General features: G+C 70.1%; 25 protein-coding genes and 2 riboswitches. Of the genes, 18 read left to right on the top strand and 7 right to left on the bottom strand.

Features of this window, described 5'->3' with window-relative positions; translation table 11 throughout:
• Nucleotides 1-5: 5 nt before the first annotated feature.
• From XINFAN_RS02840 to XINFAN_RS02855, 4 genes are read left to right on the top strand one after another with little or no spacing between them, the layout of a single operon-like run.
• The gene (locus XINFAN_RS02840; RefSeq protein WP_124084989.1) at nt 6-962 is read left to right on the top strand and encodes a sugar-binding transcriptional regulator; all 957 of its coding nucleotides are present in this window, start codon (nt 6-8) and stop codon (nt 960-962) included.
• On the top strand, nt 959-1,729 hold the full coding sequence (locus XINFAN_RS02845; protein WP_124084990.1) for a triose-phosphate isomerase: 771 nt from the start codon (nt 959-961) through the stop codon (nt 1,727-1,729). The genes XINFAN_RS02840 and XINFAN_RS02845 overlap by 4 nt, the downstream gene beginning before the upstream one ends.
• Before the next feature lie 10 nt (nt 1,730-1,739).
• Entirely contained in the window at nt 1,740-2,201 is a 462-nt protein-coding gene (gene derI / locus XINFAN_RS02850) for a D-erythrulose-4-phosphate isomerase (protein WP_124084991.1), read from the top strand.
• 22 nt (nt 2,202-2,223) lie between these two features.
• Nucleotides 2,224-3,189: a class 1 fructose-bisphosphatase gene (locus XINFAN_RS02855; RefSeq protein WP_124084992.1), complete on the top strand. Its 966-nt coding sequence runs from the start codon at nt 2,224-2,226 to the stop codon at nt 3,187-3,189.
• Between the two features lie 3 nt (nt 3,190-3,192).
• Here the strand turns inward: XINFAN_RS02855 and XINFAN_RS02860 are convergent, their stop codons facing one another.
• The gene (locus XINFAN_RS02860; RefSeq protein WP_124084993.1) at nt 3,193-4,158 is read right to left on the bottom strand and encodes a glutaminase; all 966 of its coding nucleotides are present in this window, start codon (nt 4,156-4,158) and stop codon (nt 3,193-3,195) included.
• A gap of 237 nt (nt 4,159-4,395) precedes the next feature.
• On the opposite strand from XINFAN_RS02860, the gene XINFAN_RS02865 reads away from it, so the two are divergent.
• A complete protein-coding gene (locus XINFAN_RS02865; protein WP_124084994.1) occupies nt 4,396-4,821 on the top strand; it encodes a hypothetical protein in 426 nt (141 codons plus the stop codon).
• A gap of 73 nt (nt 4,822-4,894) precedes the next feature.
• On the opposite strand, the gene XINFAN_RS02870 is transcribed toward XINFAN_RS02865, so the two are convergent.
• From XINFAN_RS02870 to cobO, 5 genes are all read right to left on the bottom strand, one after another.
• Nucleotides 4,895-5,407: a flavin reductase family protein gene (locus XINFAN_RS02870; protein ID WP_124084995.1), complete on the bottom strand. Its 513-nt coding sequence runs from the start codon at nt 5,405-5,407 to the stop codon at nt 4,895-4,897.
• Between the two features lie 14 nt (nt 5,408-5,421).
• Nucleotides 5,422-6,063 (bottom strand): flavin reductase family protein, encoded by a 642-nt coding sequence (locus tag XINFAN_RS02875; protein ID WP_124084996.1) that lies wholly within the window; start codon nt 6,061-6,063, stop codon nt 5,422-5,424.
• Between the two features lie 4 nt (nt 6,064-6,067).
• Nucleotides 6,068-7,216 carry an HPP family protein gene (locus XINFAN_RS02880; protein WP_124084997.1) on the bottom strand — a complete coding sequence of 383 codons (1,149 nt, stop codon included), beginning with the start codon at nt 7,214-7,216 and terminating at the stop codon, nt 6,068-6,070.
• 36 nt (nt 7,217-7,252) lie between these two features.
• On the bottom strand, nt 7,253-8,695 hold the full coding sequence (locus XINFAN_RS02885; RefSeq protein WP_199286348.1) for a cobyric acid synthase: 1,443 nt from the start codon (nt 8,693-8,695) through the stop codon (nt 7,253-7,255).
• Between the two features lie 289 nt (nt 8,696-8,984).
• Nucleotides 8,985-9,620 (bottom strand): cob(I)yrinic acid a,c-diamide adenosyltransferase, encoded by a 636-nt coding sequence (gene cobO, locus XINFAN_RS02890; RefSeq protein WP_124084998.1) that lies wholly within the window; start codon nt 9,618-9,620, stop codon nt 8,985-8,987.
• Between the two features lie 35 nt (nt 9,621-9,655).
• Nucleotides 9,656-9,869: riboswitch (cobalamin riboswitch) on the top strand.
• Between the two features lie 126 nt (nt 9,870-9,995).
• On the opposite strand from cobO, the gene XINFAN_RS02895 reads away from it, so the two are divergent.
• From XINFAN_RS02895 to cobJ, 7 genes are all read left to right on the top strand, one after another.
• Complete coding sequence (locus XINFAN_RS02895) at nt 9,996-10,346, top strand: DUF1636 domain-containing protein (protein ID WP_124084999.1); 351 nt, start codon at nt 9,996-9,998, stop codon at nt 10,344-10,346.
• Between the two features lies 1 nt (nt 10,347).
• Nucleotides 10,348-11,358, top strand: coding sequence for a cobalamin biosynthesis protein CobW (cobW, locus tag XINFAN_RS02900; RefSeq protein ID WP_124085000.1), 1,011 nt, complete (start codon nt 10,348-10,350; stop codon nt 11,356-11,358).
• 1 nt (nt 11,359) lies between these two features.
• Nucleotides 11,360-14,656, top strand: a complete 3,297-nt coding sequence (gene cobN / locus XINFAN_RS02905) for a cobaltochelatase subunit CobN (RefSeq protein ID WP_124085001.1) — start codon at nt 11,360-11,362, stop codon at nt 14,654-14,656.
• Nucleotides 14,653-15,777, top strand: coding sequence for a precorrin-3B synthase (cobG, locus tag XINFAN_RS02910; RefSeq protein WP_124085002.1), 1,125 nt, complete (start codon nt 14,653-14,655; stop codon nt 15,775-15,777). The genes cobN and cobG overlap by 4 nt, the downstream gene beginning before the upstream one ends.
• Nucleotides 15,767-16,396, top strand: coding sequence for a precorrin-8X methylmutase (locus XINFAN_RS02915; RefSeq protein WP_124085003.1), 630 nt, complete (start codon nt 15,767-15,769; stop codon nt 16,394-16,396). The genes cobG and XINFAN_RS02915 overlap by 11 nt, the downstream gene beginning before the upstream one ends.
• Nucleotides 16,393-17,115: a precorrin-2 C(20)-methyltransferase gene (locus XINFAN_RS02920; protein ID WP_124085004.1), complete on the top strand. Its 723-nt coding sequence runs from the start codon at nt 16,393-16,395 to the stop codon at nt 17,113-17,115. Before XINFAN_RS02915 ends, XINFAN_RS02920 begins: the two co-directional genes overlap by 4 nt.
• 95 nt (nt 17,116-17,210) lie before the next feature.
• Nucleotides 17,211-17,945 carry a precorrin-3B C(17)-methyltransferase gene (gene cobJ, locus XINFAN_RS02925; RefSeq protein WP_124085067.1) on the top strand — a complete coding sequence of 245 codons (735 nt, stop codon included), beginning with the start codon at nt 17,211-17,213 and terminating at the stop codon, nt 17,943-17,945.
• Here the strand turns inward: cobJ and XINFAN_RS02930 are convergent.
• Nucleotides 17,924-18,676, bottom strand: coding sequence for a cobalt-precorrin-6A reductase (locus XINFAN_RS02930; protein ID WP_124085005.1), 753 nt, complete (start codon nt 18,674-18,676; stop codon nt 17,924-17,926). The genes cobJ and XINFAN_RS02930 overlap by 22 nt on opposite strands.
• Between XINFAN_RS02930 and cbiE the strand changes: the two genes are divergently transcribed.
• The 6 genes from cbiE to XINFAN_RS02960 all read left to right on the top strand — a co-directional run bounded on the left by cbiE (nt 18,675) and on the right by XINFAN_RS02960 (nt 23,430).
• Nucleotides 18,675-19,856 (top strand): precorrin-6y C5,15-methyltransferase (decarboxylating) subunit CbiE, encoded by a 1,182-nt coding sequence (gene cbiE, locus XINFAN_RS02935; RefSeq protein WP_124085006.1) that lies wholly within the window; start codon nt 18,675-18,677, stop codon nt 19,854-19,856. The two genes, XINFAN_RS02930 and cbiE, sit on opposite strands and share 2 nt — an antisense overlap.
• Entirely contained in the window at nt 19,853-20,215 is a 363-nt protein-coding gene (locus XINFAN_RS02940) for a cobalamin biosynthesis protein (RefSeq protein WP_124085007.1), read from the top strand. The genes cbiE and XINFAN_RS02940 overlap by 4 nt, the downstream gene beginning before the upstream one ends.
• Nucleotides 20,212-20,991 carry a precorrin-4 C(11)-methyltransferase gene (cobM, locus tag XINFAN_RS02945; RefSeq protein ID WP_124085008.1) on the top strand — a complete coding sequence of 260 codons (780 nt, stop codon included), beginning with the start codon at nt 20,212-20,214 and terminating at the stop codon, nt 20,989-20,991. Before XINFAN_RS02940 ends, cobM begins: the two co-directional genes overlap by 4 nt.
• Nucleotides 20,988-22,286, top strand: a complete 1,299-nt coding sequence (locus tag XINFAN_RS02950; RefSeq protein ID WP_124085009.1) for a cobyrinic acid a,c-diamide synthase CobB — start codon at nt 20,988-20,990, stop codon at nt 22,284-22,286. Before cobM ends, XINFAN_RS02950 begins: the two co-directional genes overlap by 4 nt.
• Entirely contained in the window at nt 22,283-23,002 is a 720-nt protein-coding gene (gene cobA, locus XINFAN_RS02955) for a uroporphyrinogen-III C-methyltransferase (RefSeq protein ID WP_124085010.1), read from the top strand. Before XINFAN_RS02950 ends, cobA begins: the two co-directional genes overlap by 4 nt.
• Nucleotides 23,003-23,029: 27 nt before the next feature.
• Nucleotides 23,030-23,228, top strand: a riboswitch (cobalamin riboswitch).
• 31 nt (nt 23,229-23,259) lie between these two features.
• On the top strand, nt 23,260-23,430 hold the full coding sequence (locus tag XINFAN_RS02960; RefSeq protein ID WP_354002119.1) for a CbtB domain-containing protein: 171 nt from the start codon (nt 23,260-23,262) through the stop codon (nt 23,428-23,430).

A 23,430-nucleotide genomic window follows, 5' to 3' on the forward strand; every position in this document is an offset into this window, starting at 1 on the left:
CCGCCATGCCGCCGCGCCCCCCTCTCGACCCCGAGGAAAGCCTCGCCATCCGCGCGGCCTGGCTGCATTACGCGGGCGGTCTGACGCAAGGCGCCGTGGCGAAGCGCCTCGGCCTGCCATCGGTCAAGACCCACCGGCTGATCGCGCGGGCGGTGACCGAGGGCGTGGTCAAGGTATCGATCGACGGCGACATCATCGAATGCGTGGAGCTCGAAGACCGGCTCTGTCAGCTTTACGGGCTGGAAAGCTGCGAGGTCGCGCCGGATCTGGGCGAAGAGGGGCTGCCCTTGCGCGCCCTTGGCCTCGCCGGGGCGGCCTTCCTGCGGCGCGAGATCGAGCGCGGCGAGCATGAGGTGATCGGTCTGGGCCACGGCCGGACCCTCGCCGCAGCCGTGCGGCAACTGCCGCGGTTCAGCGCGGGCGAGGTGCGCTTCGTCTCGCTTCTGGGCGGGCTGACGCGGAATTACGCCGCCAATCCGCATGATGTGATGCACCGGCTGGCGGAAAAGACTGGTGCGCGCGCCTATGTTCTGCCGGTGCCGTTCTTCGCCCGCTCGGCCCAGGACCGGGCGGTGCTGCTGGCCCAGCCGGGGGTGCGCGAGATCTTTGACATGTCGGCGGCCGCCGGGCTGAAATTCGTCGGCATCGGCACCGCGGATTCCGGCGCGCAACTGGTCGCGAGCGGCATGATCGAGCCGCGCGAGATCGAAGAGATCACCGCCACCGGCGGCGTGGGCGAGATGCTCGGCCATTTCTTCGACGCGAGGGGGAGGGTGCTTGAAACCACGCTGACCGCGCGCACGCTGGCCGTTGATCTGGGCGGCGCGGGCCGCACCGTCGCCGTGGCGGGCGGCGCGGACAAGACCGCCGCCATCCGCGCGGTGCTGCAAAGCGGCCGGCTGAGCGGGCTGATCACCGACGAGCCGACCGCGCGTGCGCTGGTCGCACAGGAAGAGGGATGACGATGGAACCGAAGATCTGGGTGGGCACCAACTGGAAGATGCACAAGACCTTCGCGCAGGCGAAACGCTTCGCCGAGGGGCTGCTGGCCGCGGATAAGGATCACGATCCGCGCATCCAGCGCTTCATCATCCCGCCCGCGCTTTATGTGCGCGAGATCAAGGCGATGCTGGCGGGCACCTCGGTCATGGTCGGCGCGCAGAACATGCATTGGGCCGATGAGGGCGCCTATACCGGCGAAATCTCTCCGATGATGCTGAAGGATGCCGGGCTCGATATGGTCGAACTCGGCCATTCCGAACGGCGCGAGATGTTCGCGGAAACCGACGAGGGCGTGGGCCTCAAGACCGAGGCCGCGGTGCGCCATGGGCTGATCCCGCTGATCTGCATCGGCGAGACTTTGGCCGACCGCGACTCGGGCCGCGCCGACGAGGTGCTGGCCGCCCAGACCCGCGCCGCGCTGGCGAAGCTCTCGCCCGAACAGCGCCAGGCCCGCATCCTGCTGGCCTATGAGCCGGTCTGGGCCATCGGCGCGAACGGCATCCCGGCAACGTCGGATTACGCCGACGCCCGCCAGGCCGCGATCATCGCAGTCGCGCAGGAGGTGACGGGCCGCCGTCTGCCCTGTCTTTACGGCGGCTCGGTCAATCCGGGCAATGCCGAAGAACTGATCCAATGCCCGCATATCGACGGGCTTTTCGTCGGCCGCTCGGCCTGGGAGGTCGAAGGCTATCTGGGCATCATGGCGCAATGCGCCGCCAAATTGTGAGGGTGAGACGATGAAACTGGCGATTGCGGGCGACAGCGCGGGCGAGGGCCTGGCGAAGATCCTGGCCGACCATCTGAAAGGCAGATACGAGGTCTCCGAGGTCTCGCGCACCGAGGCCGGGCCGGATGCGTTCTACGCCAACCTGTCGGACCGGGTGGCGAGCGGGGTGGCGAGCGGCGCATACGACCGCGCGATCCTTGTCTGCGGCACCGGGATCGGCGTCTGCATCGCGGCGAACAAGGTGCCGGGCATCCGCGCCGCGCTGACCCATGACACCTATTCCGCCACCCGCGCGGCCTTGTCGAACGACGCGCAGATCATCACCATGGGCGCGCGGGTGATCGGCCCGGAACTGGCGAAAGCCATTGCCGAGGCCTGGCTGGCCGAAACCGAAAACTTCGATGCCGCCGGCAAATCGGCGGGGAACGTCCAGGCCATTGACGCGGTGGACGCCAAATACAACAAGCGCTGAACGCCAGCGCAAAGGAACCGCCATGCTTCGCCTGCCCGCCGACCGCGCGCCCGAGGGGGCCACCCTGCAAGACCATCTGGCGGGCAGGGCGGGGCCGGTCGCGGTGATCCGGGCTTTTGCCGCGGCGCTGCCGGGGATCGCGGCCCGGCTGGCGGCGGGGCGGCTTTACGGCGACCCGGCGGCGACGGTGGGCATCAACGACAGCGGCGACAAGCAAAAGGCGATGGATGTCGCCGCGCATCACTATGTGCTCGGCCTGCTGAAGGATGCGGGCGTGGCGCGGGTGCTGTCGGAAGAGGCCGACGAGGTGACAGAGCTTGATCCCCAGGGCGCCTGGGATGTGGCGATGGACCCGATCGACGGCTCGGGTTCCATCGGCATCGGCGCGCCTCTGGGCCTCTTCTTCGCGGTCTTTCCGGCCGGGGCGGGTTTTCTGCGTTCGGGGCGCGAGATCGTCGCGGCGGGCTATGCCTCTTTCGGCCATTCGCTGGATTACGGCTTCTCGCTGGGGGACGGCGTGGACCTTTTCGCCCATGACCCGGCGGACGGCGCCTTCCGCCTGACCCGCGCGGGCGTGCGGCTGAAACCCCAGGCCTCGACCATCGCTTACAACGCCTCGAACGAGCGGCATTGGGAGCCCGGCCTCCAGGCCTGGGCGCGGGATCTGCGGGCGGGAAAAGACGGCCCGCGCGGGCGCGATTTCAACATGCGCTGGCTGGCGGCGGCGGCCGGAGAGCTGCACCGCATCCTGCTGGAAGGCGGCGCCTTCCTCTACCCCTCTGATCTCCGCAAGGGTTATGCGCGCGGCCGGCTGCGCACGCTTTACGAGGCGTTTCCCATCGCCTTCCTGATCGAACAGGCAGGGGGCCGCGCGACCGACGGGCGCAGCCGCATCCTCGACCGTCTGCCCGAGGCTTTGCACGAACACACGCCGCTGGTGTTCGGCGCGGCGGATGAGGTGGAGCAGGTCGCGCGCTATCTGGCCTGAGGCTCAGAACACCGACCAGCCCATCCGGTGCGACAGCATCTCCAGTGCCTCGATCCCCAGCAGGGAATTGCCCTGGCCGTTCAGCCCCGGCGACCAGACCGCGACCGAGGCCACCCCGGGCACCACCGCGAGGATCCCGCCGCCGACGCCGCTTTTCGACGGCAGGCCGACGCGATAGGCGAAATCGCCCGAGCCGTCGTAATGGCCGCAGGTCATCATCAGCGCATTGATCCGCCGCGCGCGCTCGGGCGAGACCACGCTGCGCCCGGTGGCCGGATTGCGCCCGCCATTGGCGAGGAAGGCCCCCGCGCGCGCCAGTTGTGCGCAACTCATCGTTACCGCGCAATGGTGGAAATAGACCCCGAGCACGTGGTCCGGCGGGTTGTTCAGATTGCCACAGGAATAAAGGTAATTCGCCAGCGCGGCATTGCGATGCCCGGTCGCCTTTTCTGCCCGAGCCACCGCCGGATCGGCGGCCACGCTTTCGTCATCGGCGACGAAACGCAGGAACCGCAGGATCTCGCCGATGGTCTCGCGCGGCGCACGGGCGCGCGACAGCAGCGCATCGGCGACCACCAGCGCACCGGCGTTGATGAACGGATTGCGGGGAATGCCGCGTTCGTGCTCCAGCAGAACGATGGAGTTGAACGCATCGCCCGAAGGCTCGCGCCCGACCCGGCGCCAGAGCGAATCCCCCGCCATCCCAAGCGCCAGGGTCAGGGTGAACACCTTGGAAATCGACTGGATCGAGAACGGCATCTCTGCCTCGCCCGCCGCGAAAAGCCGGTTGTCGGTCAGCGTGACGGCGATGCCGAAATGCGCGGGGTCCACCCGCGCCAGCGGCGGGATGTAGTCCGCCGGCTGCCCGCGTTCGCTGCGCGACTGAAGCTCGGCCGTGATCTCTTGCAGCGCGGTTTCAAGCTCTGTGCCATCGACCGCGGCGCCGTTCTGGGCGGGGGTGTGCGTCATGCGCCGAGGCTGCTGCGCCCGGCCCGGCAAAGCAAGCCCGAATAGTGGCGGAAAGTCGGGGTTTTAATTTCTAGAATCCCCCGTGCCGACGCCGGTTAAACCCGATCTTAAGCACGGCAAAGCTTTCCTGATCCCTGCGACGGGCGAGGGAATGGGGCCTGCTGACCCCGCCGCATCAGGTGGAAAAGGGGTTCAGTCATGATCGGTTTCATGGCCCGTCTGCGGGCGTGGAGTCTTATGTCCGTCGCTTGTGTTGCGATGGTTTGCGGTATCGGTGTCGAAAGGGCAGAGGCCCAGGCCCGCCCGCTGGTGATCCGCAGCGATCCGGGCGGTCTTCTGGGCGCGCGCAGCAAGGAGATCCGCCGGCTGCGCGCCAGCGGCGAGCGGGTGGAGTTGCGCGGCACCTGCAATTCGGCCTGCACGATGTATCTGGGTCTTGCGAATGTCTGCGTCGACCGCCGGGCGAGCTTTGGCTTCCACGGTCCCAGCTGGTATGGCAAGGCGCTGCCGCCCACCCAGTTCGAGCACTGGTCGGTGGTGATGGCCGACAGCTACAAGGAGCCGCTGCGAAGCTGGTTCATGAACACCGCCCGCTACGAGATCCGCGGCCATATCCGGCTGAGCGGGGCGGAACTGATCCGGCTTGGCTATGCGGAATGCTGACTGGCCGCTCTTCCGCCCTTACGGGCGTCATCGCTGAGCGAAGAGGTCCGTAAGGACCGATGAGCGGCCCGCCTCAGCCGGGGGTGAAATTCACCGCCCGGCGATAGGCGCGCTGGCCGTAAAGCAGCGCGGCGGGATCATCGGACAGCACGACCGAAGTGACATGACCGATGAAGATGTGATGCGTCTCCCAGTAGAGTGCCGTGGCGAGGCGGCATTCAAACACCGCCGTCGCGCCGCGGATCATCGGCTGGCCAAGCCCCCCGGGTTGCCAGGGTGCGTGATCGAACCGCTCGGTATGGCTGGCCAGCCCGCTGCGTCCGGCAAAGAGATCGGCGATCTCCTGCTGGCCCTCGTGCAACAGATTGGCGCAGAAGGCGCGGTTCTTCAGGATCGCGCTGGCGGTGGAACTCTGGTGATGGATGCAGGCCAGCAGCGAGGGATGTTCGCCATCCGCCGAGACCGAGGTCAGCGAACTGATCGTCACCCCGAAACGCCCGGCCTCGCCATCGGTGGTGGCGACGGCGACGAAGGTGGCCGCGCGGCTCATCCCCTCGACAAAGCAGCGGCGCAGTTCGGCATCCATGTCAGGCTCCTGTGTCAGCTCTCGCCGGGCTTCCTGCCGGTGTAGTCGCGCCAGCGCGGGCGTTCCAGCCGGAATATGTCATGGCTGCGGACGTAATCACTGCCGTAAGACCGCCCGATCAGATCCAGCTTCGGTGTGTCGATATGGCCGCGCGTGGCATCTTTCACGCAATCCTCGGCGATATGCACCGCCAGAACCTCGCCGATGAACAGCATCTGCGCCGGGCCGGTCTCGATCCCCTGCATCAGCCGGCATTCCAGCGCCACCGGGCTTTCCGCGATGCGGGGCGGCGCGACCCGGGCCGAGGGTGCGCCCGTCAGCCCCGCCAGCGCGAGTTCATCCACCCCTTCGGGCGCGTCGATCGAGGTCAGGTTCATCGCCCCGGCCAGTCGTTCCGGCACCAGGTTCACCACGAATTCGCGGGTTGCGAGAATGTTGCGCGCGGTATGTTTCAGCCCGCCAGAAGCATCCGGCGTGATCCCAAGCGCGACCGTGGGCGGCGTATGCCCCATGACGTTGAAGAAACTGAACGGTGCCGCGTTGATGCCGCCGCCCGCGCCGTGTGTCACCACCCAGGCGATGGGGCGCGGCACGACCGTGGCGGCCAGAAGTTTGTAGGTGATGTCGGGCGCGGTGGCGGCAAGATCGAACAGCATCGGCTCAGCCTCCGGTTCCGCGCTGATGCGCCAGCGCCGCGATAAGGTCGGTGCGGGTCACGATCCCGACGATCCGTTCGCCTTCAAGCACCGGCACCGCCTCGTTCGGCCCCTCGGCCAGCAAGGGCAACAGCGCCGGCATCGCCGCCTCGGGCGGCAGATGCGGCACGGTTGCGTCCATCACCTCGGCGGCGCGGACGGTCTGGCTGCCGCGGCGGCCCAGAAGCCCGCCGAGCGCCAGGACGAAGCGGCGGCCGCTGCGGTCGGCCTCTTGCTGGCCGCGCCGGATCAGATGGATCTGGAAGATCACGCCGCGATAGCGCCCCTCGCGGTCCACCACCGGAAGCGAGGTGAAACCGCGCTGCCGGAAGATCCCGGCCACTTCGGTCAGCGGGGTTTCGGGCCGCACGGTGACCAGATCGCGCGACATGATCTCGGCGCAGCTCACCCCATCGGTGTGATGCTTCGAGGCCAGCAACTCGGCGGCGGCGATCAGCCGGGCCAGATCCTCGACGCCGATGTTCGCGCTCTGCCGGAATTCCTGCAAAAGCCCCGCCAGTTCCTCGCGCGAGACGCCCAGCCGGTCCAGCGCGCGGGTGTCATGGGTGCCCTGGGCGTTCAGATCGGCGGGCTGGCGGAACGGATAACGGCGCCCGGTCAGCCGCGACCAGACTGTGGCCACCAGGATCAACGCCACTGTGCCCAGCCCCACCGGCGCCAGCACGAACCACGGCCCGAGCGCATGGACCGCATCGGGCGACAAGGCCGCGGTCAGCGCCACCGCGCCGCCGGGTGGGTGAAGCGCGCGGCAGACGATCATCGCAAACAGTGCCAGCGTCGCCGCCAGCGCGATCCGCAGCCCCGGATCGTCGGTCAGCAGCACCACCGCCACCGCCGCGACGGCCGAGACGCAATTCCCCGCCAGCGCCGACCATGGCTGCGCCAGCGGGCTGTTCGGGATGGCGAAGACCAGCACCGCGCTGGCCCCGAAGGGCGCGATCAGAAAGAGGCCAAAGGCCGCTCGTTGCGCATCGGTTTCCAGAAAGGCCAGCAGCACCAGCATCCCCGCCAGCATCCCGCCGGCGGCCCGCAAGGCCTCGGTCCAGCCCGGAAAGCCGATCGCCGGCCCGATATGCCTGAGGAACTGCCGCATTCCATTCTCCGCTGTTTCGCGCGCCAGACTGCCGTTTCAGCGCGCGAGGGCAAGCAGCCCGTCGCAATCAAGATGGGTTTCCATGTGATCGGCCAGACGGTCAAGAATTTGTTCCACCCGCGCGTCGTACCGCAGAACGGAATTCCCGGCGCCGAAGTCGCCAAGCCAGGCCCGGCGAAAGCCGTCCGCCGCGAACAGCCCGTGCAGATAACTGCCCTCGACCCTGCCGTCCGCCGAGCGCGCGCCCTCGGGCCTGCCGTCGAGCCAGGCGAAGGGCCGCGCGCAATCGGGGCCGGTGGTGACGCCGATATGGATCTCGTAGCCCTGCACCGTCAGCCCGGTCGCGGCATGCTGCGCCTGAACCCGCGCGAGCCGCTTGTCGCCCTGCATCACCGTGGTCACGTCGAGCAGACCAAGCCCCGGCGTCTCGCCCGGCGGCCCCTCGATTCCCCCGGGATCGGCGACCGAGCGGCCCAGCATCTGATAGCCGCCGCAAAGCCCGAGGATCCGCCCGCCGCGTCGGTGATGCGCGATCAGGTCGATATCCCAGCCCTGCTGGCGCAGGAACGCCAGATCGCCGCGCGTCGATTTGCTGCCCGGAATCACCACCAGCGCGGCATCGCCGGGGATCGGCTGGCCCGGCAGCACCATTTGCAGGTTCAGCTCCGGCTCCATCTTCAACGGGTCGAGATCGTCGAAATTCGCGATCCGGCTGAGCGCGAGGCAGGCCACCTTCACCGGCCCGTCGCCCGAGGGCGCCAGATCCAGCGCATCCTCGGCGGGCAGAAGCCGCGCGTCGGGAAACCACGGCAAGACGCCGAAGCCGCGCCAGCCGGTACGCGCTTCGATCATCCGGTAGCCGTCGTCGAACAGGCTGGGATCGCCCCGGAAACGGTTGATCAGAAAACCCGCGATCTGCGCATTGTCGGCCGGGTCGAGCACGGCCTGCGTTCCGACGATCTGCGCGATCACCCCGCCACGGTCGATGTCCCCCGCCAGCACCACCGGCACATCTGCTGCGACAGCAAAACCCATATTGGCGATGTCGCCCTTGCGCAGATTGACCTCGGCCGGGCTGCCCGCGCCCTCGACGATCACCAGATCGACCTGGGCTTTCAGACGCTGAAAGCTCTGATGCACCGAGGCCGCGATCTTCGGCTTAAGACCCGCATAATCGCGCGCCCGGACCGAGGTCAGCCGCTTGCCCTGCACCACCACCTGGGCGCCGGTATCGGTCTCGGGCTTCAGCAGCACCGGGTTCATGTCGCTGTGCGGCTCCACCCCGCAGGCCAGCGCCTGCAAGGCCTGGGCGCGGCCGATCTCACCGCCGTCCACGGTCACCGCGGCGTTGTTCGACATGTTCTGCGGCTTGAACGGCAATACGCTTAGCCCCCGCCGCCGCGCCACCCGGCACAGCCCGGCGACCAGCAGCGACTTGCCGACATTCGAGCCGGTGCCCTGGATCATCAGCGCCTTCACGGGCCGACCCCGCGGGAAAGAAGAAGGGGGCCCTGCCCCCGTCGCGTTCCGCGACTCCCCCGGGGTATTTGGGTCAGGATGAAAACCATGGCAGCAAAACTGCGCCGCGCCTCGGGCCGCTTACGCGGGGGAGACGCGGCGCTTTCACTCTGGGCGGTCATCGGGATCCCTCCCTGTTCCGCCAGCCCGTTCTGACATGAGTCGGTTAACATAAGGTTGCTTTCATTCTGGCGAAAATATCCCGGGGGAGTCGCGGAACGCGACGGGGGCAGGGCCCCCATACCCGGTTTCAGAACTCCACCCCGGCCTGGGCTTTGATCCCGGCGCGGAACGGATGTTTCACCATCGCCATCTCGGTCACCAGATCGGCGGCCTCGATCAGTTCCGGCTTCGCGTTGCGTCCGGTCAGCACCACATGGGTCATCGGCGGCTTTTCGTCCTTCAGAAACGCCAGCACCTCGCCGAGGTCCAGGTAATCGTAGCGCAGAGCGATGTTGATCTCGTCGAGCAGCACCATGCGGTTCCTCTCGTCGCGGATCAGCTCTTTCGCCTTTTCCCAGGCGCGGGCGGCGGCGGCGCGGTCGCGCTCCAGGTCCTGGGTCTCCCAGGTGAAGCCCTCGCCCATGGTGTGGAACTGGCACAGATCGCTGAAATTGTTCAGGAGCAGATCGCGCTCGCCGGTCGACATCGCGCCCTTGATGAACTGCACCACGCCGCAGGGCATGTCATGGGCGATGCAGCGCAGGATCATCCCGAAGGCGGACGAGCTCTTGCCCTTTCCCGGCCCGGTATGGACGATGATCAGCCCCTTCTCGCCGGTCTTCTCCGCCATCATCCGTTCGCGCGCGGCCTTGATCTTCGCCTTTTTCGCGGCGTGGCGGGCGGCCTCGCCGCTCCCGTCGCTCTCGCTTGTTCTGTCGCTCATCCTGGCCTCGCTTGACATTGCGGCGCTGTGGTGGCTTGGCTGTCGCCGGTGCTGGTTCCTGCCATACAGCAGGCCAAGAGGGAATGCGACAGGCCCGTCCGGGCCGAAGCGCAGCCGCCCCCGCGACCGTGACCGGAAAGGTCGCCCAACCGCCACTGGCCCGCAAGGGCTCGGGAAGGCAGGGCGCCCGCTGGGCCATCAGGCCCCGAATCCGCAAGCCGGGAGACCTGCCAGCGCCCGCCGCCCGCCCCTGGCGCAAGCGGCATGATCCGAAACCGGCGGCCCGGGGGGTGCCGCAGTCCGGGCATGTCGGCCGCCGCCGCCCTGCATCGAGGCTGTTCCCCTGTCGCCCGCCAAGCCGCGCCGGAGGGGCCGATGGCTGAGGAAACCGGGCTGGTGGTCTGCACCACCTGCCGCCTGCCGGGCGCGGATCCCGCCGCCCCGCGCGACGGGGCGCGGCTTTCCGCCGCACTGAGCGCGCATGGCGTCGCGCATCTTCAGCAGGAATGTCTCTCGGCCTGCGCGAACGGCTGCGCCGTCGTGCTGCGCGGCCCGGGCCGCTGGACCTATGTCCAGGGCGGGCTCGACCCGGATCTGCATCTGGAGGATCTGATCGGGATGATCCGCGCCTATGCCGCTGCGCCCGATGGCGTGGTGCCCTGGCGCACGCGCCCCGAGGTCATCCGCAAGAACACCATTGCCCGCATCCCGCCCATGGAGGCCTGACATGTCGCTCGAAAAAACCCCCGTCACCGTGATCACCGGCTTTCTCGGCGCGGGCAAGACCACGCTGATCCGGCATCTGTTGCAAAACCCCGGCGGGCGGCGGCTGGCCGTCCTCGTCAACGAATTCGGCGATGTCGGCGTGGACGGCGATCTGATCCGCGACTGCGCCGACGCCAACTGCCCCGAGGCCAATATCCTGGAGCTTACCAACGGCTGCATCTGCTGCACCGTGGCTGATGAGTTCATTCCCTCGATCGAAAAGCTGATGGCGCTTGATCCGCGCCCCGACCATATCGTGATCGAGACCTCGGGCCTCGCGCTGCCCAAGCCCTTGCTGAAGGCCTTCGACTGGCCCGATCTGCGCTCTAAGATCACCATCGACGGCGTGGTCGCGGTGGCCGATGCCGAGGCCGTCGCGGCGGGCCTGTTCGCGCCCGATCCCGCCCATCCGGGCACCGAGGCCGATCACGAGACGCCGCTCTCGGAAGTGTTCGAGGATCAGATCGCCTGCGCCGATATCGTGCTTTTGTCGAAAGCCGATCTCGCGGGCGAGGCGGGGCTGGCGAAGGCGCGCGAGGTGATCGCAACTGATGCACCGCGCGCCCTGCCGATGCTGCCGCTGACCGAGGGCGTGATCGACGCCCGCGTGGTGCTGGGGATCGGTGCGGCGGCCGAGGACAGTCTCGACGCCCGCCCCTCGCATCACGACGGCCATGACGATCACGATCACGACGATTTCGACACCGTGGTGGTGGATCTGCCCGAGCAGACCGACCCCGAGGCGCTGGCCGCCCGGGTCGCGGCGCTGGCCGCCTCGCAGAACATCCTGCGGGTCAAGGGCCATGTCGCGGTGGAGGGCCGGCCGATGCGCCTCCTGATCCAGGCCGTGGGCAGCCGCGTGCGCCATCAGTTCGACCGGCCCTGGGGCACGGCGCCGCGCCGCTCGCAACTGGTGGTGATCGCCGAGAAGGGCAATGTCGATGCCGCGGCGGTGAAGGCGGCGCTGGCCTGAGATGCACGTCCTCTTCCGCGAAAGCCATGGTCTCGACGAGGCCGACATCCCGCGCGATCTGGGGCAGACGCCCGCCGATCTCGTGGTGCTGTCGTTCTCGGACAGCGACCTTGGGGCTTTCGCGGCGGGCTGGCGGCGCGGGCGCGAGACGCTGCCCGCGCTGCGGCTGGCGAACCTGTCGGCGCTGACCCATCCGCTCTCGGTCGATACCTGGATCGAGCGGACGCTGAGGGGCGCGAAAGGCGTGCTGATCCGGCTGATCGGCGGGGTGAACTACTGGGCTTACGGGGTGGAGCAGGTCTCGCGCGTGGCCCGCGCGGAAGGAATCGCGCTGGCGCTGTTGCCGGCGGACGGCCGCCCCGACCCGGCGCTGGATGCGGCCTCGACCCTGCCGGTCTCGACGCTCCGCCGGCTGACCGGGCTGTGTGAGGCGGGGGGCGCGGTCGCGGCCCAGGGCGCGCTGGCGCAACTGGCGCTTGCGGCGGGGCTTTACGCCGGGCCGGTCCCGGGGGCCAAGCTGCTGCCCGAATTTGGCCTCTGGCATCCCGGGCAGGGGCTGGTCCAGGCCCCGCCCGGGGGCGAGGCGCCGCTGGTCGTCATCCCGTTCTACCGCGCCTGGGTCGCGGCGGGCGATACCGGCGGCATCGAGGGGCTGATCCGGGGCTTTGAGGAGGCCGGTTTCCGAGCCGTGGGCGCCTTCGTTCCCAGCCTGAAAGACGAATCCGCCGCCGCCTGGCTGCGCGCCGCTTTGCCCGCGCTCGCCCCGGTCGCCGTGGTCAATACCACCGCTTTCTCTGCCCGCGCGGCCGAGGGCTCGCCGCTCGACGCCGCCGGGGTGCCGGTGTTCCAGGCGATCCACGCCACCGCCCCGCGTGAGGCCTGGGCAGGGGCGGAACGCGGGTTGTCGCCCGCCGATCTCGCCATGCATGTCGCGTTGCCCGAGGTCGATGGCCGCATCCCCGCCGGGGTGATCTCGTTCAAGGAAGCGGCTCTGCGCGACCCCGATCTGCAATTCGCGCGCCAGAGCCATGCCGCCGACCCGGAACGCATCCGGGCCACCGTGGCACGGGTCGCCGCCTGGCACCGACTGGCCAGCCTGCCCGCCGCTGCGCGCCGCGTGGTGCTGGTGCTCTCCACCTATCCCGGCAAGGCGCATCGCATGGCCCATGCGGTGGGGCTGGACGCGCTCGCCTCGGCCGGGGCGATGATGGAAGATCTCACGGCGGCCGGTTTCGCCACCGCCCCCGGCGCGGCGCTGGACCAGGCGCTGCAAGAGGAAACCCTCGCCTGGCCGCTGCCCGATTACCGCCGCGCGCTGGCCCTGCTGCCCGGGCCGCTGCAAACCGCCCTGCGCGAGACCCATGGCGCGCCCGAGGACGATCCGGCGATCCGGGCGGGCACCTTCCGCTTCCGCGCCACCCGCCGCGGCAATCTGATCGTCGCGCTGCAACCCGAGCGCAGCCCCGGCCCGGACCGCGAGGGCGAATATCACGACACCAGCAGGGTGCCCTGCCACGGCTATGTCGCCTTCTACCTGTGGCTGAAACAGCAGGCCGATGCGCTGGTCCATATCGGCGCCCATGGCACGCTGGAATGGCTGCCCGGCAAGGCGGTTGCCCTTTCCGCCACCTGCTGGCCCGAGGCGCTGATCGCGCCCATCCCGGTGATCTACCCCTTCGTCGTCAACGACCCGGGCGAGGCCGCCCAGGCCCGCCGTCGCCTCGGCGCCGTCACCCTTGGCCATCTCACCCCGCCGCTTGCCGTCTCCGGGATGCCCCCCGCCCTGGCGCGGCTGGAGCGTATGCTCGACGAATACTCCACCGCCGACGGGCTCGACCCGGCGCGGCGCGACCGGCTGATTGCCACCATCCGCGATGAGGCCCAGGCCGCCGGGGTAGAGGCTGATCTCGACATCCCCCCCGACGCTTCGCCCGCCGAGGCCATCCCGAGGATCGACCGCTTCGTCTGCGACGTGAAGGAAAGCCAGTTCGGCGAGGGTCTGCATATCTGGGCGCGCGGTACTCCTGTTCACCTTGATCCAAATACCCTCGGGGGTCCGGGGGCAGACAGCCCCCGGCCGCCGATGCAGGGCGATCCCGCCTCCATCACCGCCGAGCGCGGGGCGCTCATCGCAGCCCTCTCCGGCAAGCCCGTCGCCCCCGGCCCCTCCGGCTCGCCGTTCCGCGGCCGCGCCGATGTGCTGCCGACGGGGCGCAACCTCTACGGCACCGATCCGCGCGCGGTGCCTTCGCGCGCGGCCCATGCCCAGGGGGTGAAGCTCGCCGAAGAGCTGATCCGCCGCCATCTCCAGGACCAGGGCGACTATCCGCGCGGGCTGGTGCTGAACCTCTGGGGCTCGGCCACGATGCGCACCGCGGGCGAGGAATTCGCCATGGCGCTGCATCTCGCCGGGGTAAAGCCGGTCTGGGATGAGGGCTCGGACCGCGTCAGCGGCTATGAAATCCTGCCGCTCGCGCTTCTCGACCGGCCCCGGATCGAGGTCAGTTTGCGGGTTTCTGGCCTGTTCAGAGACGTTTTTCCCGATCTCGCCCGGCTGTTCGACGCGGCCTGCGAAAGCCTCGCCGCCCGCGACGAGGCCGCCGACATGAACCCCTACACCGCCGCCCTGCGCGGGCCGCGGGTCTTCGCCCCGGCGCCGGGCGGCTACGGTCTCGGCATTGCCGAGGGGCAGTTCGGCGAGGACGCCCGCCGCGCCGCGGGCGAGGCCTGGCTGGCGGCTTCCGACCATACCGCCGCGGGTGAGCCCGCGCGCGAGATGCTGGAGGCGCGGCTGAGGGCCTCGGACGCTTTCGTCCATGCCCAGGACATGCCCGAGACCGATCTCTTGCTCGCCATGGATTACGCCGCGCATGAGGGCGGTTTCGCCGCCGCGATGGAGCGGATCGGCGCTTTGAGGCCCGCGCTCTACCATCTCGACGCCACCCGCCCCGACCAGCCGCGTGCCCGGACCCTGGGCGAGGAAATCGCCCGCGTCACCCGCGCCCGCGCTGCCAATCCGGTCTGGTTGCGGTCGATGACCCGCCACGGCTTTCGCGGCGCGGCCGAGATCGCGGCGACGCTCGACCATCTGGCGGCTTTCGCCCATCTCGCCCGGGTGGTGCCCTCGCATCTGTTCGACCTCTATCATGAGGCGACTTTGGGTGATCCGGCGATCCGCGACTTCATGGCGGCGGCAAATCCCGGCGCGCTGGCCGCGATGGAGGATTGCTTCCACGCGCTGGAAGGCGCAGGTCTGTGGTCAAGCCGGTCCAACTCCCGCGCGGCAGGTGTGCGATGAGCGGCATGACCAAAGGCTGGTGCCCCGGAGCGCTGCGCCCGATGATGTCGGGCGACGGGCTGGTGGTGCGTGTGCGCCCGCATGGCGGCAGGATCACCGCGGATCAGGCGCTGGCACTGGCAGATCTGGCGGAAGCGCATGGCAACGGGCTGATCGACCTTGGTTCGCGCGCGCATCTGCAACTGCGCGGCGTGGGCGAGGCGGGCCTGCCCGCGCTGCATGGGGCTTTGCGCGACCTTGGTCTTTTGGACGAGGACGCCGATACCGAGGCGCGGCGCAATATCCTCACCACGCCCCTGCACCGACCCGGCGACGAGACCCTGGCTTTGGTGGCGGAACTGGAAGCCGCGCTGCGCGATGCTCCGGTGCTGCCGGCGAAATTCGGCTTTGCGGTGGATACCGGACCGGCCTCGGTGCTGACCGGCGATTCCGCCGATATTCGCATCGAACGGGCGGAATCGGGCCTGATCCTGCGCGCCGACGGGATGGAGGCCGGCGAAAGGGTGACGGCAACGACTGCCGTGCCCCGCGCGATGGACCTGCTCGGCTGGTTCCTCGGCCAGGGCGGTGCGGGGCGGATGGCGCGGCTTATCGCTTCGGGGCAAAGCCCCTCGCTCTGCGCTGGTTCCCCGCCGCTGAAAGGCGCGGCGCTGAAACCGGGGCCTTGCGAGGCGGGGCTGTGCCTCGGCCTGCCGTTCGGCCAGATGCGGGCGGCGACCCTGCGCGCGCTTGCGCTTGCGCCTTTGCGGCTGACGCCCTGGCGGATGGTGGTGCTGGAGGGCGTCGCGGATGTCCCGCAGCATCCGGGGCTGATCGCCGATCCGGGGGATCCGCTTTTGAACGTCTCGGCCTGCACCGGCGCGCCGGGCTGCACCTCGGCCGGGGCGCCGACCCGCGATCTGGCGCGCAGGCTGGCGCCGCTGGTGCCGGCGGGCTGCCATCTGCATGTCTCGGGCTGTGCCAAGGGCTGCGCCCATCCGCAGCCCGCGCCCCTGACCCTGACCGCCAGGGACGGTCTGTTCGACCTGATCGAGAACGGCGCCCCCGACGCCCTGCCCGCTCTGCGCGGGCTTTCCCCCGACACCATCCCCGACCTGTTGCGAGGCCGATTTGCTCCATAGTTACGAAACCGACGGCGCGGCGATCTACACCGCCTCTTTCGCCACCATCCGCGCCGAGGCCGATCTGGCCCGCTTCACCCCCGAGGAAGAGGTGGTCGCCGTCCGCATGATCCACGCCAGCGGCATGGTGGAGCTGGCGCCGCATATCCGCTTTGCCCCCGGTTTCGCGGTGAAGGCCCGCGCGGCGCTGGAGGCCGGGGCGCCGGTGCTGTGCGATGCGAGAATGGTCAGCGAGGGCATCACCCGCGCCCGCCTGCCCGCCGGGAACGCGGTGATCTGCACGCTCCAGGACCCTGCGGTGCCGGAGCTGGCCGCGCGGATCGGCAACACCCGCTCGGCCGCGGCGGTGGAGCTGTGGCGCCCGCATCTGGAGGGCGCGGTGGTGGCGATCGGCAATGCGCCGACAGCGCTGTTCCACCTTCTGAACCTGCTGAAGGATCCGGCCTTTCCGCGCCCCGCGGCGATCATCGGCTGCCCGGTCGGCTTCATCGGCGCGGCGGAATCGAAAGCGGCGCTGGCGGCGGACGATCCCGCGCCCTGGTGCGTGGTGGACGGGCGGCTCGGCGGCTCGGCCATCACGGTCGCGGCGGTGAACGCGCTGGCGAGCCGGAAGGAATGAGCGTGACGGGTAAGGTGATCTGCATCGGCCTCGGCCCCGGCGACCCCGAGCTGATGAGCCTGCGCGCGCACCGGCTGCTGACCTCGGCCCGGGTGGTGGCCTATTTCCGCAAGGCGGGCAAGACCGGCCAGGCCCGGCGCATGGTCGAGGGGCTGATCCCCGGGGACGCCGAGGAATGGCCGATGGAATATCCGGTCACGACCGAGATCCCCTTCCAGGACCCGGCCTATAACGCCGCGCTCGCGCCGTTCTACGAGGAATGGGCGGCGCGGCTGGCGGCGGCCACGGCGGGCGGCAATGTCGTGGTGCTGTGCGAGGGGGACCCCTTCCTCTACGGCTCGTTCATGCACCTGCACTCGCGCCTGCCCGAGGGAATGGCCGAGGTGGTGCCGGGCATCCCCGGTATGGTCGGCTGCTGGAACGCGACCGGCCGGCCGATCACCTGGGGCGACGATGTGCTGACCGTGCTGCCCGCGACCCTGCCCGAGGCGGAACTGTTCCGCCGGGTGGCCGATACCGATGCGCTGGTGGTGATGAAGATCGGCCGCAACCTCGACCGGCTGCGGCGTGCGCTGGCGGCGGCGGGGCGGCTGGAGGACGCCTGGCTGGTGGAACATGGCACCATGCCTGCGGAAAAGGTGCGCCGGCTGGGCGATGTGGAGGGCGAGGCACCCTATTTCTCAATCGTCATCATCCATGGCCGGGGGCGTCGGCCATGACTGCGGACGAAGAGGCGGGGGCCCTGCCCCCCAGTCCATCGGTTCTTGAACCGATGGCGAACACGATGGACTACCCCCGGGGTATTTCGGTCAGGATGAAAGGCTGGATCGTCGTCGCCGGGCTGGGGCCGGGCGCGGAGGCGCTGGTGACGCCGGAGGTGTCTGCGATTCTGGCCGCGGCGACCGATGTGATCGGCTATATCCCTTACGTCGCGCGGGTGCCGGACCGGGAGGGGCTGGTGAAGCATGCCAGCGACAACCGGGTGGAACTGGACCGCGCCCGCCACGCGCTGGAACTGGCGGCCTCGGGGCGGCGGGTGGTGGTGGTGTCTTCGGGCGATCCGGGGGTGTTCGCCATGGCCTCGGCGGTGTTCGAGGCGATGGAGGCGGGGCCTGCGGACTGGCGCGAGCTGGATCTGCGGGTGCTGCCGGGGATCACCGCGATGCTGGCGGCGGCGGCGGCGGTCGGTGCGCCTCTGGGGCATGATTTCTGCGCGATCAATCTGTCTGACAATCTCAAGCCTCTGGATCTGGTGCTGAAGCGTTTGCGGCTGGCAATTGAGGGTGATTTCGCGATGGGGTTCTACAATCCGCGCTCGCGTTCGCGCCCCGGGCAGTTCGACCGGGTGCTGGAGGTCCTGCGCGAGGGCTGCGAGCCGGAGCGGCTGGTGGTGCTGGCGCGGGCGGTGTCTACCCCGGAGCAGAGCGTGACCGTGTTGCCGCTGGCCGATCTGCGGGCAGAGATGGTGGATATGCGGACCATGGTGATCCTGGGCTCGTCGCTGACGCGGCGGGTCGGGCGCTTCGTCTACACCCCGAGGTCGGCATGAAGCCAGGCGAGCACATCCTCCGGGCTGGCGGCGGTGGGCGCCTCGGGCAGCCGGGGCCGGTCGATCATCACCACCGGCAGGCCGAGATCGCGCGCGGCGGTCAGCTTGGCGCTGGCGCCCGCGCCGCCCGCGTTTTTCGCGACGATCATCTGAATGCCGTGGCGCTGCATCAGCGCGCGGTCCGAGGCCGTGTCGAACGGGCCGCGGGCGATCTCCAGCGTGACCTGCGGCAGGGGCAGGCTGCTGACCGGCGGATCGACGAGGCGCAGAAGGTAGTGATGCTGCGGCCGGGCGGCGAAGGGCGCCAGATGCTGGCGGCCGATGGCGAGGAATATCCGCCTCGGCGTCTCGCCGGTCGCCTGCACCGCCTCGGCGATGTCGGGCACCGGGGTCCAGGCGTCGCCCGGGCCGGGGCGCCAGGCCGGGCGCTCCAGCCGGATCAGCGGGACGCCGGTCTCCTGCGCTGCCAGGGCGGCGTTCGTGCTCATCTGCGCGGCGAAAGGGTGGGTGGCGTCGATCAGGTGGCTGATGCGATGGGTGCGAAGGTATCCGGCCAGCCCCTCGGCCCCACCGAAGCCGCCGGTGCGCACCGGCACCGGCTGCGCCCGCGGGCTTTCCACCCGGCCCGCATAGGACAGCACGGCAGAGAGCCCGGCCCCGGCCACCAGGGCGGCAAGACGGCTGGCTTCGGTCGTGCCGCCGAGGATCAGCAGCCTGGGGGTATCGCGCATGGGTGAGTGGCTTTCCATCATCGGTATCGGCGAAGATGGCCCGGCGGGCCTGTCGGAGGCAAGCCGCGATGCGCTGGCGGCGGCCGAGGTCGTGTTCGGCGGGCCGCGGCATCTGGCGATGATCGCGCACCCCGACAAGCGCGCATGGCCGGTGCCGTTCTCGCTGGCGCCGCTGCTGGCGTTGCGCGGGCGGCGGGTGGCGGTGCTGGCCTCGGGCAATCCGTTCTGGCACGGGGCAGGCGGCAGCATCGCGCGGCAGATCGGCCCCGGCGAATGGCGCGCTTTTCCGGCGCCTTCGGTCTTCTCCCGCGCGGCGGCGCAGATGGGCTGGCGGCTGGAGGAGACCCCCTGCATCGGTCTCCATGCCGCGCCTCATGAGCGGCTGCGCCCGCATCTGGCGCCCGGCCAGCGGCTGATCGTCACCCTGCGCGACGGCGCCGCCCCGCAGGCGCTGGCGGAATGGCTGGCGGAGATGGGGTTCGGCGCGAGCCTTGTCACCGTGCTGGAACGGCTGGGCGGGCCTTCGGCGCGGATCCGCGCCACCCGTGCCGATGGGTTCGATCTTGCAGACATCACCGCGCCGGTCGCCGCCGCGATCGAGGTCGCCGGGGCGGGGCGGGTGCTGACCCGGGCCTCGGGCCTTGCCGACGATTTCTTTGAACATGACGGCCAGATCACCAAACGGCCGGTGCGGGCGCTGGCGCTCTCGGCGCTGGCGCCGCGGCCGGGCGAGATGCTCTGGGATCTGGGCGCGGGCTCCGGCTCTGTCGGGATCGAATGGCTGCTTGCGCATCCGGCGATGCGCGCGGTGGGGGTGGAATCCGACGCCACCCGCGCGGCGCGGGCGCGGGCGAATGCCGCGCGCCTCGGCTGCGACCGGCTGGAGATCCGCGAGGGCCGGGCGCTCGACGTTCTGCCCGCGCTGCCCAGGCCCGATGCGGTCTTTGTCGGTGGCGGGATGGAGGAGAACCTGCTGAATGCGCTCTGGGCCTGTCTGCCCGGCGGGACGCGGCTGGTGGTCCATGGTGTGACGCTGGAGACCGAGGCGCTGCTGGCGTCCTGGCATGGGGCGAAGGGCGGTCAGATGCTGCGGATCGAGCTGGCCGAGGCCGCGCCTCTGGGGCGGCGGCGGGGCTGGAAATCCGCCTATCCGGTGGTGCAATGGAGCGTGACGCGATGATCGCGGGCATTGGGTTCCGCGAGGCGGCAGGGGCGGAGTCGATCCTCGACGCGCTGCGGCGCGCAGGCGGCGCGGATCTGCGCGACCTCGCGCTGCCCGTGCGCAAGGCGCGCCATCCGGCGGTGCTGGCGCTGTCCCGGCAGGGCTTCCGCATCCATCCGGTGACGGCGGAGGATCTGACCCGCGCCGTCACCCTGACCGACAGCGCCGCCGCCCGTGCGGCCCATGGCACCGGCAGCGTCTCGGAAGGCTGCGCTTTGGTGGCCTGCGGGCCGGGCGCGCGGCTTCTGGCGCCGCGCAGCATATCGGGCGACGGGCTGGCCACCGCCGCCCTGGCCGTGAAAGGAAAGAACGAATGACCGTCCATTTCATCGGGGCCGGGCCGGGGGCGCCCGATCTGCTGACCCTGCGGGGGCGCGATCTGATCGCCGCCTCGCCGGTCTGTCTTTACGCCGGTTCGCTGATCCCCGAGGCGGTGCTGGCCCATTGCCCGCCGGGGTGCCGGATCGTGAACACCGCGCCGATGGACCTCGACGCGATCATGGCCGAAATCGCCGCCGCGCATCAGGCGGGCGAGGATGTGGCGCGGCTGCATTCCGGCGATCTCTCGGTCTGGTCGGCCATGGGGGAACAGCTTCGCCGCCTGCGCGAGGCCGGAATCCCCTATAGCGTGACCCCGGGCGTGCCGTCTTTCGCCGCCGCCGCCGCCGCGCTCGGGGTAGAGCTGACCCTGCCGGGCCTTGCGCAAAGCGTGGTGCTGACCCGCACCCCGGGCCGCGCCTCGGCGATGCCCGAGGGCGAGAACCTCACCGCTTTCGCCGCGACCGGGGCGACGCTGGCGATCCATCTCTCGATCCACCGGCTGGAGGAGACCGCGGCTGAGCTGATCCCGCATTACGGCGCGGATTGCCCGGTGGCGGTGGTCTGGCGCGCGACCTGGCCCGACCAGCGGCTCGTGCGCGGGACGCTGGCGACCATCGCCACCGAGGTCGGCGACAGCATGGAGCGCACCGCGCTGATCCTCGTCGGCCCGGCGCTCGGGCAGGAGGGGTTCATCGACTCGAGTCTTTACTCCACCGATTACGACCGGCGCTTCCGCGCGGGCCGGGCCGACGCCGTGAAGGTGAAACCATGACCCCGGGCCTGATCATATCGGCGCCGCGGTCGGGTGCGGGCAAGACCACGGTGATGCTGGGCCTGTTGCGCGCTTTGGCCGAGGACGGCGTGGCGGTGCAGCCCTATAAATGCGGCCCCGATTACATCGACCCGGCCTTTCATCTGGCGGCCTGCGGGCGGGCCTCGTTCAACCTGGACAGTTGGGCGATGCAGCCGGGCCTCCTGGCCGCGCAACTGGCGCGCGGCGGCGAGATGGCGCTGGCCGAGGGCTCGATGGGCCTGTTCGACGGCGTGGTCTATCCGGGCGAGGCCGGAACCGGCGCCAGCGCCGACATCGCCGCGCTGACCGGCTGGCCGGTCGTGGCGGTGCTCGATGTTTCCGGCGCGGCGCAGACCGTGGCGGCGCTGGCGGCGGGGATGGCGGCCTGGCGGCCCGATGTGAAACTGGCGGGCGTGATCCTGAACCGCGTCGCCTCGGCCCGGCACGAAAGGCTTTGCCGCCTCGGGATGGAGAGCGCCGGTCTGCCGGTGTTCGGCGCGCTGCCCCGGCGCGGCGATCTGACCCTGCCCGAGCGTCACCTCGGCCTCGTCCAGGCGGTGGAGCACCCGGATCTGGACGCCGCCATCGCGCAATATGCCGCCTTCCTGCGCGAACATACCGACCTTGCCGCCCTGCGCGCCGCCGCAACCGCCAGGACAGTGCCGGGCGCACTGCAGCAGCCAAAGCCCCCGGGTCAGCGCATCGCCATCGCGCGGGACGAGGCGTTTTCCTTCACCTATCCGCATCTCTTAAGCGCCTGGACCGCGCAGGGGGCCGAAATCCTGCCCTTCTCGCCGCTGGCCGACGAGGCCCCGGACCCCACCGCCGATCTGTGCTGGCTGCCCGGCGGCTACCCGGAACTGCACGCGGGCCGCCTCGCTGCGGCGGGGCGTTTCCTGACCGGGTTGCGGTCCTTCGCGCAGACGAAGCCGGTCCACGGCGAATGCGGCGGCTACATGGTTCTGGGCGAGGCGCTGATCGACGCCAAAGGCACCCGCCACGCGATGGCGGGGCTTCTGGGCCTCGTCACATCCTACGAGAAGCGGAAGATGCACCTCGGTTACCGCCTTGCGGAACTGGCCGCGCCGCTGCCGGGCCATGCGCCGGGCGCGCGGCTGCGGGGGCATGAGTTCCACTATTCCACCATCCTTGCCCAGCCCGACCCGCCGCTCGCGCGCGTCCTGGATGCCGAAGGCACGGCGGTGCCCGAGACCGGCTCGCACCGCGGCAGGGTCAGCGGCACCTTCTTCCACCTGATCGGAGAGGCGTCATGAACGGCTTCGTCAGTTTCGTCTCCTCGGGGCCGGGCGATCCCGAACTGCTGACCGTCCGCGCCGTGAACCGGCTGCGCGAGGCCGAGGTGGTGCTCTATGACGATCTGTCCTCCGGACCGATCCTCGATCTGGCGCCCACTACCGCGGATCTGATCTCGGTCGGCAAACGCGCGGGCCGCGCCTCGCCTCGCCAGGATCACGTCAGCCGGCTGCTGATCGACCATGCCGCGACCGGACTGAAGGTGGTGCGGCTGAAATCCGGCGATTCCGGCATGTTCGGGCGGCTGGAAGAAGAAATCACCGCCCTGCGCGCGGCCGGGATCGGCTATGAGATCGTGCCCGGCATCACCGCGCCCTCGGCCGCCTGCGCCGCGGCGGGGATTCCGCTGACGCGCAGGCTGAACGCGCGGCGGGTGCAGTTCGTGACCGGCCACGACGTGACCGGCGCCCTCCCCGAGGGGCTGAACTGGACCGCGCTGGCCGATCCCCAGGCGGTGACGGCGGTGTTCATGGCGCGCGCGACCTTCCCGGCGCTGGCCGAACGGCTGATGGCCCATGGCCTTGCGCCCGGGACCCCCACGCTGATGGCGCAGGGTGTCTCGACCCCGGCGCAGAGCTTCCGGCGCGACACCCTGGCGGGGCTGGCCGCGCATCTGACGGATGCCGCCCCCGATCCGGCGCCGACGCTGATCCTTTACGGCGCGCTGGCGGAATGATGCTTGCTTGACCCGGCCCCCGCGCGCTGTCACTGTCGGGGCGCGCAAGGTGCCGGGGACGATCTCCGGCATGGGAACAGGGTGGGTGCAAGCCCCAACCCGACCGCCCCCGCGACTGTGAGCAGCGAGCCGACCGCCGGGCATCCACTGTGGCCATAAGCCATGGGAAGGAGGGCAGAGGCAGCGACCTGCGAGTCAGGAGACCGACCTTCGCGCAGATGCAACCGCCGTCGGGGATGACGGCCAGGAGGTTATCCATGTCCACCCTTACCCGGGCCGACGGCACCGTATCGGTTTCGCTGGCAAATATCGTGATCGTCGCGCTGGTCGGGGCCGCGCTGGTCTTCGTCGCCGGTCTCGCCCAGTCGGAAACCCTGCATGACGCCGCCCATGACGTGCGTCACGCGGTCGGATTCCCCTGCCACTGA

Origin of the sequence: Pseudogemmobacter humi, from assembly GCF_900609055.1 — a bacterium.
In the GTDB taxonomy this organism is placed as follows: domain Bacteria; phylum Pseudomonadota; class Alphaproteobacteria; order Rhodobacterales; family Rhodobacteraceae; genus Pseudogemmobacter; species Pseudogemmobacter humi.

Coding starts and splice junctions, on each gene's coding strand:
- XINFAN_RS02840 (WP_124084989.1), top strand. CDS start 6: ATGCCGCCGCGCCCCCCTCTCGACCCCGAGGAAAGCCTCGCCATCCGC.
- XINFAN_RS02845 (WP_124084990.1), top strand. CDS start 959: ATGACGATGGAACCGAAGATCTGGGTGGGCACCAACTGGAAGATGCAC.
- derI (WP_124084991.1), top strand. CDS start 1,740: ATGAAACTGGCGATTGCGGGCGACAGCGCGGGCGAGGGCCTGGCGAAG.
- XINFAN_RS02855 (WP_124084992.1), top strand. CDS start 2,224: ATGCTTCGCCTGCCCGCCGACCGCGCGCCCGAGGGGGCCACCCTGCAA.
- XINFAN_RS02860 (WP_124084993.1), bottom strand. CDS start 4,158: ATGACGCACACCCCCGCCCAGAACGGCGCCGCGGTCGATGGCACAGAG.
- XINFAN_RS02865 (WP_124084994.1), top strand. CDS start 4,396: ATGTCCGTCGCTTGTGTTGCGATGGTTTGCGGTATCGGTGTCGAAAGG.
- XINFAN_RS02870 (WP_124084995.1), bottom strand. CDS start 5,407: ATGGATGCCGAACTGCGCCGCTGCTTTGTCGAGGGGATGAGCCGCGCG.
- XINFAN_RS02875 (WP_124084996.1), bottom strand. CDS start 6,063: ATGCTGTTCGATCTTGCCGCCACCGCGCCCGACATCACCTACAAACTT.
- XINFAN_RS02880 (WP_124084997.1), bottom strand. CDS start 7,216: ATGCGGCAGTTCCTCAGGCATATCGGGCCGGCGATCGGCTTTCCGGGC.
- cobO (WP_124084998.1), bottom strand. CDS start 9,620: ATGAGCGACAGAACAAGCGAGAGCGACGGGAGCGGCGAGGCCGCCCGC.
- XINFAN_RS02895 (WP_124084999.1), top strand. CDS start 9,996: ATGGCTGAGGAAACCGGGCTGGTGGTCTGCACCACCTGCCGCCTGCCG.
- cobW (WP_124085000.1), top strand. CDS start 10,348: ATGTCGCTCGAAAAAACCCCCGTCACCGTGATCACCGGCTTTCTCGGC.
- cobN (WP_124085001.1), top strand. CDS start 11,360: ATGCACGTCCTCTTCCGCGAAAGCCATGGTCTCGACGAGGCCGACATC.
- cobG (WP_124085002.1), top strand. CDS start 14,653: ATGAGCGGCATGACCAAAGGCTGGTGCCCCGGAGCGCTGCGCCCGATG.
- XINFAN_RS02920 (WP_124085004.1), top strand. CDS start 16,393: ATGAGCGTGACGGGTAAGGTGATCTGCATCGGCCTCGGCCCCGGCGAC.
- cobJ (WP_124085067.1), top strand. CDS start 17,211: ATGAAAGGCTGGATCGTCGTCGCCGGGCTGGGGCCGGGCGCGGAGGCG.
- cbiE (WP_124085006.1), top strand. CDS start 18,675: ATGGGTGAGTGGCTTTCCATCATCGGTATCGGCGAAGATGGCCCGGCG.
- XINFAN_RS02930 (WP_124085005.1), bottom strand. CDS start 18,676: ATGCGCGATACCCCCAGGCTGCTGATCCTCGGCGGCACGACCGAAGCC.
- XINFAN_RS02940 (WP_124085007.1), top strand. CDS start 19,853: ATGATCGCGGGCATTGGGTTCCGCGAGGCGGCAGGGGCGGAGTCGATC.
- cobM (WP_124085008.1), top strand. CDS start 20,212: ATGACCGTCCATTTCATCGGGGCCGGGCCGGGGGCGCCCGATCTGCTG.
- XINFAN_RS02950 (WP_124085009.1), top strand. CDS start 20,988: ATGACCCCGGGCCTGATCATATCGGCGCCGCGGTCGGGTGCGGGCAAG.
- cobA (WP_124085010.1), top strand. CDS start 22,283: ATGAACGGCTTCGTCAGTTTCGTCTCCTCGGGGCCGGGCGATCCCGAA.
- XINFAN_RS02960 (WP_354002119.1), top strand. CDS start 23,260: ATGTCCACCCTTACCCGGGCCGACGGCACCGTATCGGTTTCGCTGGCA.